General features: G+C 63.0%; 13 protein-coding genes. 7 read left to right on the top strand and 6 right to left on the bottom strand.

Annotated elements, in window-relative coordinates:
• Positions 1-7: 7 nt before the first annotated feature.
• Positions 8-1,924 carry an adenylyl-sulfate kinase gene (cysC, locus tag AFIC_RS03070; RefSeq protein ID WP_275247716.1) on the top strand — a complete coding sequence of 639 codons (1,917 nt, stop codon included), beginning with the start codon at positions 8-10 and terminating at the stop codon, positions 1,922-1,924.
• Between the two features lie 261 nt (positions 1,925-2,185).
• On the top strand, positions 2,186-4,351 hold the full coding sequence (locus AFIC_RS03065) for a malate synthase G (protein ID WP_275247715.1): 2,166 nt from the start codon (positions 2,186-2,188) through the stop codon (positions 4,349-4,351).
• Positions 4,352-4,535: 184 nt separating this feature from the next.
• Here the strand turns inward: AFIC_RS03065 and AFIC_RS03060 are convergent, their stop codons facing one another.
• The 3 genes from AFIC_RS03060 to AFIC_RS03050 form a co-directional block, all read right to left on the bottom strand.
• Positions 4,536-4,694 carry a Thivi_2564 family membrane protein gene (locus AFIC_RS03060; RefSeq protein WP_009337575.1) on the bottom strand — a complete coding sequence of 53 codons (159 nt, stop codon included), beginning with the start codon at positions 4,692-4,694 and terminating at the stop codon, positions 4,536-4,538.
• Between the two features lie 90 nt (positions 4,695-4,784).
• The gene (locus AFIC_RS03055) at positions 4,785-5,426 is read right to left on the bottom strand and encodes a DUF2865 domain-containing protein (RefSeq protein ID WP_275247714.1); all 642 of its coding nucleotides are present in this window, start codon (positions 5,424-5,426) and stop codon (positions 4,785-4,787) included.
• A 45-nt stretch (positions 5,427-5,471) separates the two neighbouring features.
• Entirely contained in the window at positions 5,472-6,245 is a 774-nt protein-coding gene (locus AFIC_RS03050; RefSeq protein WP_275247713.1) for a L,D-transpeptidase, read from the bottom strand.
• Between the two features lie 273 nt (positions 6,246-6,518).
• Between AFIC_RS03050 and AFIC_RS03045 the strand changes: the two genes are divergently transcribed.
• The 3 genes from AFIC_RS03045 to AFIC_RS03035 all read left to right on the top strand — a co-directional run bounded on the left by AFIC_RS03045 (position 6,519) and on the right by AFIC_RS03035 (position 8,547).
• A complete protein-coding gene (locus AFIC_RS03045) occupies positions 6,519-7,616 on the top strand; it encodes an AI-2E family transporter (RefSeq protein ID WP_275247712.1) in 1,098 nt (365 codons plus the stop codon).
• Positions 7,617-7,717: 101 nt separating this feature from the next.
• Complete coding sequence (locus AFIC_RS03040) at positions 7,718-8,053, top strand: ElaB/YgaM/YqjD family protein (RefSeq protein WP_275247711.1); 336 nt, start codon at positions 7,718-7,720, stop codon at positions 8,051-8,053.
• 74 nt (positions 8,054-8,127) lie between these two features.
• Positions 8,128-8,547, top strand: coding sequence for a hypothetical protein (locus AFIC_RS03035; RefSeq protein ID WP_275247710.1), 420 nt, complete (start codon positions 8,128-8,130; stop codon positions 8,545-8,547).
• Positions 8,548-8,603: 56 nt separating this feature from the next.
• Here AFIC_RS03035 and AFIC_RS03030 read toward each other — a convergent pair whose 3' ends face one another.
• On the bottom strand, positions 8,604-9,029 hold the full coding sequence (locus tag AFIC_RS03030) for a hypothetical protein (RefSeq protein WP_338063148.1): 426 nt from the start codon (positions 9,027-9,029) through the stop codon (positions 8,604-8,606).
• 164 nt (positions 9,030-9,193) lie between these two features.
• The gene (locus AFIC_RS03025) at positions 9,194-9,994 is read right to left on the bottom strand and encodes a response regulator (protein ID WP_275247709.1); all 801 of its coding nucleotides are present in this window, start codon (positions 9,992-9,994) and stop codon (positions 9,194-9,196) included.
• Positions 9,995-10,214: 220 nt separating this feature from the next.
• Between AFIC_RS03025 and AFIC_RS03020 the strand changes: the two genes are divergently transcribed.
• Both AFIC_RS03020 and AFIC_RS03015 read left to right on the top strand, forming a co-directional pair.
• The gene (locus tag AFIC_RS03020) at positions 10,215-10,436 is read left to right on the top strand and encodes a NepR family anti-sigma factor (RefSeq protein ID WP_275247708.1); all 222 of its coding nucleotides are present in this window, start codon (positions 10,215-10,217) and stop codon (positions 10,434-10,436) included.
• Positions 10,436-10,984: a sigma-70 family RNA polymerase sigma factor gene (locus tag AFIC_RS03015; RefSeq protein WP_002718381.1), complete on the top strand. Its 549-nt coding sequence runs from the start codon at positions 10,436-10,438 to the stop codon at positions 10,982-10,984. Before AFIC_RS03020 ends, AFIC_RS03015 begins: the two co-directional genes overlap by 1 nt.
• Positions 10,985-11,089: 105 nt before the next feature.
• Here the strand turns inward: AFIC_RS03015 and AFIC_RS03010 are convergent, their stop codons facing one another.
• A complete protein-coding gene (locus AFIC_RS03010) occupies positions 11,090-12,730 on the bottom strand; it encodes a CHASE domain-containing protein (RefSeq protein WP_275247707.1) in 1,641 nt (546 codons plus the stop codon).
• Between the last annotated feature and the right edge of the window lie 236 nt (positions 12,731-12,966).

The raw sequence follows: 12,966 nt of genomic DNA, 5'->3' as shown, positions 1-12,966 counted from the left end.
CAGCGCCATGACCATTCTTGTTTCTCCTTCCGCCGTTCCGCACGCCGCAACCGGCGAGCGCCCGCAGGTTTCCATCGTCATCGTCGGCCATGTCGATCACGGCAAGTCCACTCTCGTCGGCCGCCTGCTGCATGAGACCGGCAGCCTGCCTGATGGCAAGCTCGAAATGCTCAAAGCGGTCAGCGCGCGGCGCGGCATGCCGTTCGAATGGTCGTTCCTGCTCGACGCATTGCAGACCGAGCGCGATCAGGGCATCACCATCGACACCACGCAGATCCGTTTCCGCACGCCCTCGCGCGACATCGTTCTGATCGACGCGCCCGGCCATGCCGAATTCCTGCGCAACATGATCACCGGCGCCTCGCAGGCCGACGCCGCAGTGCTGATTATCGACGCGCTTGAGGGCGTGCGCGACCAGACCCGTCGCCACGGTTATCTGTTGCATCTGCTCGGCGTGAAGCAGGTCTGCGTCGTCATCAACAAAATGGACCGCGTCGAGTTCAGCGAGGCGCGCTTCGAGGAGATCAAGCGCGAGATCAGCGAGCACCTCACCGGGCTCGGCGTGACGCCCATCGCCGTGATCCCGATTTCCGCGCGCGACGGCGATGGCGTCGCGCACAACACGCCGCGCATCGCCTGGTACAAGGGCCCGACCGTCGTCGGCGCGCTCGACACGTTGACGCCGACACGGGCTCTCACCGAATTGCCGCTACGCCTGCCGGTGCAGGCGATCTACAAATTCGACGACCGCCGCATCGTCGCAGGCCGCATCGAGGCCGGACGGCTCGCACCCGGCGATGAAATCGTCATCATGCCGGCGGGCAAGATCGCCAAGATCAAGACCGTCGAGAGCTGGCCGAACACCCCCTTAAGCGGGCCGCAAGGTGCGGGCCGCTCGGTCGGCATCACGCTCGACCGCGAACTGTTTCTTGAGCGCGGCGACGTCATCGCCCACACGGCCACGGCTCCGCGCGACACCCGCCGCCTGCACGCCCGCATCTTCTGGCTGCACGAGGCGCCGCTGAAGACCGGCGACACTGTGCTCGTGCGCATCGGCACGATGGAAAGCCGCGCCACCGTGGTCGCCATCGAGAAGGCCGTCGATCCCGGCGAACTGACGGGCGTCGCAAGCACCTCGATCGCGCGCAACCATGTCGGCGAGATCGATCTGTCGCTCGCGCGGCCCGCCGCCGCCGATGCCTATGCGGACAATCCGCGCAACGGACGGCTGGTGATCGAGGTCAATGGCCGCATCGCGGGCGGCGGACTCGTGCTCAGCGTGGATGCCGGACAGCGCGCCGTGCCGGTCGATATCGTCCCCGTCGAATCCGCCCTGCAACCGCAGGAGCGCGCGGCGCGGCATCATCACTCCGGTGCGGTGCTGTGGTTCACGGGCCTGCCCGGCGCGGGCAAATCGACGCTCGCGCGCGCCCTGGAGCGCAGGCTGTTCAGCCGTGGCGGCTCCGCGATCCTGCTCGACGGCGACACGCTGCGCGCGGGCCTCAACAGCGATCTCGGATTTTCCGCCGACGACCGGCGCGAAAACATCCGCCGCCTCGCCGAAGTCGCGGCGCATCTTGCCCGCAACGGCCACATCGCCATCGTCGCCGCCGTATCACCCGCCTCCGAAGACCGCGCGCAAGCCCGCCGCATCGCCGACGACCTGTTCCATGAGATCTACGTCTCGACCTCCGCCGAGGTCTGCGAAAGCCGCGATCCGAAGGGCCATTACGCCAAGGCGCGGGCGGGCGGCCTGCCCGGTTTCACCGGCACCGGCACGGATTACCAGCCACCGGCCGCCGCCGAGCTTGTGCTCGACACCGCGACCCGGCCCGTTCTCGAGGCGGTCGGCGAGATCGAGCGCATGCTGCTTGCGAGCCATGTCCTTCAGCAAGAACCGGTGGATATTGCCGCTCACATCTGAGGGCAGCAGGCACGCTTTCCTCCGCGCGGGGCAAAATCTGTCATCGCGCGGAGTAAAATTGTAAATTTTGTAAAAATAGATTTGCAAAATCGCAACGCCTAGTCGTTTTCGTGCGCCATAGGTCTAATAGGTGCTATGCAGCAAAACGCTTCTCTTTATGGGGTGTTTATCGTTAGATCGTCTCAATCCAATTCATTTCGGCGGACATTTCATTCCATTTTTTGAAATGGCCGCCGGTGGCTGTTTGGGAATGGGACTGAAATGACTCGCACAGAAATCGCCGGCCTGAAGATTGCTCCTGTCCTCGCGGAATTCGTCGAGAAAGAAGCCGTGCCCGGCACCGGCATTTCCGCCGAGACATTCTGGAGCGGCGTCGCCACGCTGGTGAAGGAATTCGCCCCTGACAATCAGGCGCTTTTGAAAAAGCGCGACGAACTGCAAAAGCAGATCGACGAATGGCATCGCGCGCATCGCGGCAAGCCGATCGACCTCGCCGCCTACACCGCGTTTCTGAAGGAGATCGGCTACCTCGTGCCCGAGCAACCGACGCAGCCGGTGAAGACCGCCAACGTCGATGACGAGATCGCCTGCATTCACGGGCCGCAGCTCGTGGTGCCGCTGAGCAACGCGCGCTATTCGCTCAATGCCGCCAATGCGCGCTGGGGCAGCCTGTATGACGCGCTCTATGGCACCGACGCCATTCCTTACGATCCCGGTTACAACAAGAACGGCTACGACAAGAATCGCGGCGCCAAGGTCATCGCCAAGGCCAAGGAATTCCTCGACCAGTCCGTGCCGCTCGCCAAGGGCAGCCATGCCGACGTTACCGGCTACTCGGTCGAGAAGGGCGAACTGGTGGCGCGGTCGGCCAGCGGCGCAACCGCGCTGAAGAACCCCGCGCAGTTCATCGGTCATCGCGGCAACGCCGCCGCTCCCTCGGCGATCCTGCTCGTCAATCACCGTCTGCACATCGAGATCGAGATCGACCGCACGGCGACGATCGGCAGGGACGATCCCGCCGGGGTCAACGACATCGTCATCGAATCCGCCGTCACGACCATTCTCGACATGGAAGACAGCGTCGCCGCCGTCGATGCCGAGGACAAGGTCCTGATCTACCGCAACACGCTCGGCCTGATGCAGGGCACGCTCAAGGCGCAGTTCGTCAAGGGCGGCAAGACGCTTCATCGGGCGCTGAATGAGGACCGCGCCTACACCGGCCGCGACGGCAAGGAATTGACGCTGCCCGGCCGCAGCCTGATGCTGGTGCGCAATGTCAGCATCCACATGTACACCGACGCCGTGCTCGACGCCGCCGGCCAGGAAATTCCCGAAGGCATCCTCGATGCCGCGATCACCGCGCTGCTGGCGCTGCACGACCTCAAGGCGCGCCGCAACAGCCGCGCCGGTTCGGTCTATATCGTCAAGCCTAAACTGCACGGCCCCGAAGAGGTGGCGCTGACCGCGCGTCTGTTCGGCCGCGTGGAAGAAGTGCTGTCGCTGCCCGCCAACACGCTCAAGGTCGGCATCATGGACGAGGAGCGCCGCACCACCGTCAACCTCAAGAACTGCATCCAGAACGCGTCCGAGCGCGTCTGCTTCATCAACACCGGCTTCCTCGACCGCACCGGCGACGAGATCCATACCTCCATCGAGGCGGGCCCGATGGTCCGCAAGTCAGAGATGAAGGCCAGCGCCTGGATCAAGGCCTACGAGGATTCCAACGTCGATACCGGCCTGCTCGACGGCCTCCCCGGTCATGCCCAGATCGGCAAGGGCATGTGGGCCGCGCCCGACAAGATGGCGGACATGCTGGCGCAGAAGATCGCGCATCCGCAGGCGGGTGCCGCGACCGCATGGGTCCCATCGCCCACCGCAGCCACGCTGCACGCGATGCACTATCACCTCGTCGATGTCGATGCGCGCCAGAAGGAACTGAAATCGCGGCCACGCGCGAAGCTGTCCGACATCCTCACCATTCCGCTCGCCAACTCCAACTGGTCCTCGGATGACGTGAAGGAAGAACTCGACAACAACTGCCAGAGCATTCTCGGCTACGTCGTGCGCTGGCTCGATCAGGGCATCGGCTGCTCGAAGGTTCCGGACATCCACAATGTCGGCCTGATGGAAGACCGCGCGACGCTGCGCATCTCCAGCCAGTTGCTGGCCAACTGGCTGCATCATGGCGTGATCGACCGCGAGCAGGTGATGGAAGCACTCAAGCGCATGGCCGTCATCGTCGACAAGCAGAACGAGGGCGACGCGGACTACACGCCGATGGCGCCGCGCTATGACGGCATCGCCTTCCAGGCGGCCTGCGACCTGATCTTCAAGGGCCGCGAGCAGCCGAATGGCTACACCGAATTCATCCTCCATGCGCGCCGTCGCGAAATCAAGGAAGCGGCGCGGCGGAAGCTGGCGTCCTGAGCACAATCACATCGGCAAACAAAAAGCCCGGCCTTTGCGCCGGGCTTTTTCATCTTCGTCTGAGATTGTCATGCGCGGACTTGATCCGCGTATCCATCTTCTTAAAAAATGAGATGGATTGCCGGGCCGAAAGGGCGTTCACGCCCGTCTACGACGGGCTATGCCCGGCAATGGCACCTCATGCTCACAGCGTGATGTATCGCACCAGCGAGAGAATGCCGATGATGATGACGACGATGCGGATAATCTGCTTCGCCCGTCCCTCGATCGGCAGCATGTTGACCAGATACAGAACGAGAATGACGACAACGAACGTAATCAGCGCGCTGATGAGCAATGACATGAAGGCCCCGTCTGTTTGAACACGGCGGAAATCGCCGCTCCTCACATACGCAACGCACCACGGAACCCGGAGTTCCCACGCGGGAACGGATTACTGCGCCGCCATGACCGGAATGGTCGCGAAGCGGGAGGCTCCGCTCTTCGGCTGGGCCGGGCTGGTCTTCAGCGTCACCCGGCCGGTCTTCGCTCCGGTCGCCGCCAGCTCACCGTCGGCGTTGGCAACCAGATCGCCCTTTCGCAGCGTCGGGTCATCCCTGATATCGATATGCGCCAGCCCGCCCGGCGTCCTGCCGTTGCAGGTGCATCCGCTCACGAGTTCATTGCGATAACGGAAAGCGTTCGGAAGCGCGGAATAGGGTTTGCCACTGTCGGTCGCGGCGCTGTCGATGTCATGCCCGTACACGACCCTGGTTGCGCTGGCGGGGCAAAGGCTCTGGCACATCCCGGCCTTGCTCTCGTTGCCCGTCGCGCCAAGCGGGAAATACCGGCCATCGCAGGTGCGCACGCAGTAAGCCTTTGAAGGCCCCGCCGCGACGCGCGGCTGCTCCGGCGCGGCGTTATCGTAGCCCGGCTCGGCAAACGGCAACGACGGAGCGTGATAACTGGGCCGCGAAAATCCGCCGAACAGCGATGAAAAGAAATCCTGAGCTTGCGCCGGGGAGCCGGACACGGCGACGGCCATGGTCAACCCTGCGGCGAGCCCCGCGATCCACGTTGCATGTTTCGGCGGCATTGCACTTCTCCTCACACCCATCCCGCGCGTGCTACCGGGATAGTGTTAATCGAGCCTCGACAACTGCATCGGCTGGCCGGCTGTTTGCGTGGTTCTGGTTAGCGAGGCTTGAGACGGCATCGCGCGTTTTGCTTCAAATTGCGGAGATCGGCTCTTCGGCAGCACGATGACCTTGGCTCCCACCTTCACGCGGCTGAACAGGTCCTCGACATCGGTGTTGGTGAGGCGGATGCAGCCGCTGGAGACGAACTTGCCGATGGTCGAGGGATCGTTGGTGCCGTGAATGCGATAGTCGCTATGGCCGAGATACATCGCCCGGGCGCCGAGCGGGTTGCCCGGGCCGCCCGCGACGAAACGCGGCAGATAGGGCTGGCGCGCGATCATTTGCGCCGGCGGATGCCAGTCCGGCCATTCCGCCTTGCGCGAGATGGTCTGCACGCCGGACCATGTGAAGCCTTCCCGCCCGACGCCGACGCCATAGCGCATGGCGCGGTTGCCACCGAGAATGAGATACAAATACGTATTGCGCGTATCGATGACGATCGTGCCCGGCGCCTCTCGGCTCGGATAGGACACCACCGCGCGCCGCAAGCGATCCGGCAACGCCGCATCCTCTGAGACATCATCGTCGGGCACGCCCGACGGAGCGGCTGCATTCTGCGGCCAGTACAGGCCCGGCTGCGCCGCGTAGCTCAGCGACTGCGCCGAAGCCGGCGCGGCCACGATCATGGCCGCTGCCATCACAGACACACCGGCGCCCCGGCTCAGCACCGAGCGCAATGCGAAGAAGTCCCTGCCACCGCGAGCCAGCTTACTCATGACACCACGCCTCCGCGCATCCCATGATGCGAGCGCCGAGCCAATGCACGGGCAAGCCTTGCGGTTCCTTCCGTCCGCGCCGATTGATGAAAAACGTTCAGCCTGCGAGGAGGAACCATTTTCCAATCCGCCTCGTTATGACGCCTGCCAGATCGGAGCCACCGGCGCCGGCGAATGCCGCCGGAGGAAGTCCGCAGCATCAGGCGGCAGCCGGCGTTTCTGCCAGTCCATTTCAAGTTGGCCATCGCCGGATGCCGATCGAGCGAAAATCCCATGAACGAACGCACGATCGAGACCCTCGGCGAGCCCGTCCCCGAAGGCAATGCGCTGTCCCCTCCCATCATTCAGCGTGCCGAGATCACCTCCCTCTGTCTGGTGACGCTGGTGATACTCGCCGCTGTCGCTGTGCTGTATGTCGCGCGCGCGTTTTTTCTCCCGGTCGTCACCGCGATCATTCTCGGCACCATGCTCTCGCCCGCGGCCAAGCGCCTCGAAGCCTTCCGGGTGCCGCGCCCGGTCTCGGCCGCGCTGATCGTCGTCCTGACATGGGCGGCTTTCGTGCTGATGATCGGACTGATCTCGGTCCCCGTGATGGATTGGTTCGGCAAGCTGCCGGAGCTTGGCCCCATCCTCAAAGATAAGTTGCACGTGTTCGACCGCCCGCTGGCGGTCTGGCACCAGTTGCAGACCATGCTCGGCACGCCGGATACGGGGGAGCAGCCGTTTCAGTTGCCGAAAGTCGCGTGGGTGCAGCCGACGCTTGAATTCCTGTCTCCCACTTTTACCGAGATTTTGCTGTTCTTCGCCGTGCTGGTGCTTTTCATCGCGAGCTGGCCGGATCTGCGCCGCGCGCTGGTGATGAACTTTCCCAATCACGACTCGCGGCTGCGGATGCTGAAAATTTGCAATGCCATCGAGACCAATCTCGGCAACTATCTGCTCACCGTCACCCTCATCAACGCAGGGCTGGGCGCCGCCACCGGGCTGGCCTGCGCCGTCGCGCACATGCCCAATCCAGCTGGCCTCGGCGGACTCGCCGCCACACTGAACTTCATCCCCATCATCGGCCCGATCCTGATGTTCGCGATCCTGCTGTGTGTCGGGATCGTCGCGATTCCGACCCTTGGCGGCGCGCTGATCGCGCCCCTCGCCTTTGTGGCGATCGCCTTCGTCGAAGGACACTTCGTCACACCGACGATCATCGGGCGACGGCTGTCGCTCAACGCGCTCGCGGTGTTTCTCGCGCTCGCATTCTGGACCTGGCTGTGGGGCCCGATGGGCGCATTTCTATCGTCTCCGCTCCTGATCGTCGGCCTCATCGTCAAGGAGCACATGATGCCCGAGCGCGAGCAGCCATTTCTCACGGAATGAAGCTGCGGAACCTTCCGCGATGCGGACGCGTTTGTGCTGCACACGCCCGCCGCCGCGGCGGGCATTCAGATGCCGCGTACCTGTAACGGGAAAAACAGCCGATGACCGACCAAGCCAATCTCGACCGCATCCAGAAAGATTTCGACTCCCTCAAAAAGGACGTATCCAACCTCACCAGGCAGCTCTCCGAGTCGCTCAATTCACTCGCCGACGACGCCCAGAGCCGCGCCCGTCGCGGCTATCGTCAGGCGCGCGCGCAGGTCGATGCCGCCGTGTCCGATGCGGCGGACCGCGGCAGCGCGGCGCTCGACATGGCGCAGGACGCCGCAAACTCGCTGGAGGAAACCCTCGAGGAGGCAATCAGCGAACGCCCCCTCGCGGCCGTCGGCCTCGCCATCGGCCTCGGCTTCCTGATCGGCGTGACGTGGCGACGCTAGTTTCGTGAGCCTGGAAGGCGGGCGCGTTCGCGGCCGCCTTTTTCATTTGTCCTGTTTTGTGGATCGAGGCTTTCATGCTCGACAAATTCGTTGACGACCTGAAGGAAAGCGCCGGAACGGCGATGCGTCTCACCTCGCTCGCCGCTGCTGTCGCTGTCTGTCTTTTCATCACCACCGGATTCCTGTGCGGAGCGGCCTTCATCGCCGTGCTCAACAAATATGGTCCGGTCTATGCCTGCCTCGCGGGCGCTGCGGTGTTCTTTGTCTGCGCGGCAATGGCCGCGATCTGCTACGCGCTGCGCAAACGCGCCATCCGCCAGCGGCCCGTGGAAGCCGCGAAATCGACGCTGCAAACGGCGCTCGGCGACCCGATCGTCATGGCGACCGCATTGCAGGCTGTCCGGATCATCGGCGTGAAACGGATGATCCCGCTGCTCGCGGTCGGCGGCCTAGCGCTGGGATTGATGTCGAAGCGGCCTTCCGCGAAAGACTGATCGCCCGCGTAAAGACGCGGGCGATGCAAGCTCTATCATCCAACGCTTTGAAAACGTCAGGTGACGCAGCGTGAAGGTTGCAGCAGTTTCGCCACCGGCGTCAGCACGCTGACGGACGGCTCGCATGCCACCATGCGCTTGCCGATGGAAGCCCGCTCCACGGAAGGACGCGCCGTGTGGTCTGCCGCGGGCCCGCCCGCGGTCAACGGAACACGCATCATCACCGAGCTATCGGCACCCGGAAGCTGGAAGGAGACGGTCAGGTTCTTTCCCTCCACGGAGGGCGACGGGAGACGGTCGCCTTTGCCCGCGCGTTCGATCTGAGGCGCCGCATCGGCCCGCACAATCGCGGCCTGCTGGCCCTGATCGCCTTTGGCGGAGACTTCGAGATGCACGGTGCCGAACGCCAGCGTCGCCGCGGCAGCACCCAGAATTCCTGAAGCCAACTGAAACATGGTCGTCGTCGCTTTTGCCAAACGCATCACATGCGATGCACGGGATAACGACTGCCGGAAGGCTTCGTTCCTGAGGCTGGCGGCGGATGGTCAGGTGTTTCGGCGCAGTCCGTGTATGCGGGGCGGCGGCGCATGAAAAAGCCCTGCCGAAGCAGGGCTTTTCCAGTTGTTCCATTTAAGCAGCCGCCGGGTCAGGCGCTCGCCCGCTGGTTACGATTGCGTGAGTTCCTCTGGAAGAACAGTGCCTGGCTTGCCACCGCCGAAACCATCGCCGGCTGGAACGGCTTCGAGATCAGGAAGGCCGGTTCGGGACGCTCGCCGGTGAGGAAGCGCTCCGGATAGGCGGTGATGAACACCACCGGCACCTCGAAAGTGCGCAGCAGTTCGTTCACGGCATCGAGACCCGAACTGCCATCCGCGAGCTGGATGTCGGCGAGGATCAGGCCCGGCCGCTTGGTTTTCGCCAGCGCCAGCGCATCGGTATGGGTGCGCGCGACGCCGATCACGTTATGGCCGAGGTTCTTCACCAGGCTTTCGAGATCCATCGCGATGAAGGTCTCGTCCTCGATGATGAGCACATCGGTCGCGATCTCGGCCGCGAGTTCGCGGCCCGCCGTGTCGGTCAAAGCGCGCACTTCCGCGACATCGATATCGAGAATGAAGCTGACTTCTTCCTCGGAGAAACCTTCAAGGGACAGCAGCAGAAAAGCCTGACGCGCGAGCGGCGTGATGTTGGAGAGCCGCCGCTCCGACGCGGCCAGAGGAACAGGCTCGCCCTCCTCGTTCAGCGCGACCGAATGCCAGATCTTGGTGAAGAGACGAAACAGGCCGACCCGGGGACCATGACTCTCATCCAGCAGAGAGGGATCTTGCAGCAAGGCTTCCAGCATCGCACCGACATAAGAATCTCCGGACGCCTGGCTTCCTGTCAGCGCGCGGGCGTACCGGCGCAACAGGGGCAAATGTTCAGCAACAAGCTGAGAACGGGACATACCCCCTCCATAAATCGATATCGTGGCTGCGGGCGATCAGGACTATGTCCCGGAAGCCGTATCCCTATCTACCCCCGAGCCCGATTAAAGTTCCCTTCTCCCGGAACTTTCTGGTTTGAACCGCATTAGATTTCGGAGAACGGCCTACAGACTATCTGGCTGGCCCAAAAAAGCATTCTCCTCGAAGGAGTTAACCGATGGCGACCGCATGGATTCACCCATGAAAGACCCCAAGCCGCTCCCCACCAAGCCGGCCCCCAAAAGTGGCCTCAATGCAGAAATTCAGGCACGGATCGGCCACCAGCTCCGCGCCATGTACGACGATGTCGTCAAACAGGGAGTGCCGGATCGTTTCGCCGATCTGATCCGCAAACTGGACGCCGGGGAGACACCGGGGACCGACGCCGAAGGCCTGCCGCAAAACAGTATCGGGAGGGACTGATGCCTCTCACAGATTCTCTTCGCGACGAGATCCTCGCGTCGGTGCCGAGTCTGCGCGCCTTCGCGATTTCGCTCAGCGGCAAAAGCGACCGCGCCGACGATCTGGTGCAGGAAACGCTGCTGCGCGCACTCGCCAATATCGACTCATTTCAGCCCGGCTCGAATCTGCCGGCCTGGCTGTTCACGATCCTGCGCAACCTGTTTCGCTCGGATTATCGCAAACGGCGGCGCGAGGTCGAGGATGCCGAGGGCAGCTATTCTAAGACGCTGAAGTCGCAGCCTGCGCAAAGCTCGCATCTCGAATTCGAGGAGTTTCGCGCGGCCCTCGAGAAATTGCCGCAGGACCAGCGCGAGGCTCTCATCCTCGTCGGCGCCTCCGGTTTCTCGTACGAGGATGCAGCGGCGATCTGCGGATGCGCGGTCGGCACCATCAAGAGCCGCGTCAACCGCGCCCGTTCGAAACTCAGCGCCATGCTGTATGTCGACGGCACGGAGGACTTCGGCCCCGACAGCACGGTTCGCGCCGTGATCGGCGGCAGCGGCAACTGATCGCCGCTGTCCCTGCATCGAAACGAGACAACGGGACGCCATCCGGCGTCCCGTTGTTATTTCGCGCACTATTCCGGAGATCCGGCGGACATGATGACTCCGCCTTCAGGTCGTCCGAGAGATATAGCCGGTGCGGTTCATCTCGTTTTCATCCACCACCGTCGCCATCGGCGCCGTCAACTCATAGACGTAGCTGACATCGGTGAAGTATCGCTTCGAGGTGCCTCCAAGCGCCTCGGGGGCGACGCGATCAAGCAGCACGATACCGAAATCGCTCTCGGGCCGGCGCGTCGCCACGCTGGTGTTGAATTCCTCCCAGTGAAATTTGAAGGTCGCATGCGGCTCTTCCCCGGAGACGGTCCAGTTCGCCACGATATGCGGATGCTTGCCGACCAGCGACAACCCCTCGTCGGAATGCGAGGCCAGCTCGAAGAACAACAGCGACAGGCTCTGCGCCGCGCGCGCCGACACCGTGATGTCGGGCCCATCGAGCGCGATGCGGTCGCCATGCGGAATCGCGCGTGAATCGAACAAGCCCTTGAGCTTCACGCCCTGCCACTGACTGTCACTCAACAGCGTGACGACATTCGACATCGCGTGAATACGGCCGATCAGCAGTTCGCGCGCGCTGTCGATATCGGAGCCATGGCGCAAGGTCCGCGTCACGATCGACTGGATCACCGCGAGGATATTCTTGACGCGATGATTGAGCTCGTCGATCACCGCCGTGAGCCTGCGCTCGAACCCGATCCGGGTCTGTATTTCGCGGCTGAGGCGCACGTTGTTGTAGGAGACGTAGCCGAACAGCGAACACAACACGACCGTCACCGCGAGGCCGATCAGGCCCGCGACGAGCGCATGATTGAGGGCACGCTGCATGGTGTCGGTCTTGGGATAATAATCCAGCGCCCACTGCCGGCCGCCGAACACGATCTTGCGAATCTCGGGCCGGTTTTCTTCCGGCCGCGACGCCGCCGTCACCACCTCGCCGTCATTATCGAGCACGAGTTCGCCGCCATTGGCGCGGGGATCTCGCAACGCCACGGAAAACAGCGAAAGGTCGTCATTTCCCAGCATCAGCGACAGCCGGTATGAGGTGGTGATGAAGCCGATCGGGGACTTCGTCTCCGGCTTCATGACAGGCACGACCAGGACCACGCCCAGGGGGCTTCCCACCGGTGACAAATTCACCGGATCGGACGCTTCCGGCTCGCCTGTTTCGCTTGCCTTCGCCAGCGTGGGACCGATCACCGGATGCTGGTCGTAAGCACGTCCCGGCAGCTTCAACGTGTTGTCGTCCTGCGGCTCGACGTCCATCAGCACATCGACGCCTTTCGCTGCTGCTGCGGCGTCGAGCGGCTTATCGTTGAAATTGCGGATCTGCGGATTCCTGAAGCCGGCTTTTTTCAATTCAGCTTCGGCGGCCGGAAAATCAGACGGCATCAGGCGAGCGATCCAGCCCGTCACCACGAAATTCGTCTTGAAGGTGTAGATCGAGGGGCGCAGCGGCTGCAAGGCCCGCGAGGAAATGGCCGTGGAAGGCTGGAAGGCGCCCGCAGAAACGCGCGCCAGAACTTCACGCTCGCTCAATCGCTCCTGAACAAGTCCGGCATGGGCATCGATCTGGCGCGTCAGCGCGGCGCGATCGATAACGCCTTCCTGCTCATAGATACGATACGACACCAGCCCGGAGACCAGTATCCCGATGATGGCGAGAAGCCCGATGAAAAAACCAACCCGGAGCACGCTTATCAACTCGCAACAGAGATTTGCGGGAGACGCTTCAAGATGACTGCTCCTCCTCCGGATACAGGGCAGATAAAAAACGGCCCACCTCGGGCCAATTCAAAATAACAATGAACCCTCTATCGAAACTTACTGACCCCATCCGGCAAAACCGAAACGACGTCAAACCCCGGCATGACTGATAGTTCCTCCCGTCGAACCTCAAAATACCAGAGAAATCAACGTATAAGGACTGT

It is taken from the genome of [Pseudomonas] carboxydohydrogena (assembly GCF_029030725.1).
Taxonomy (GTDB): domain Bacteria; phylum Pseudomonadota; class Alphaproteobacteria; order Rhizobiales; family Xanthobacteraceae; genus Afipia; species Afipia carboxydohydrogena.
This window is presented reverse-complemented; position numbering and strand designations above follow the sequence as displayed.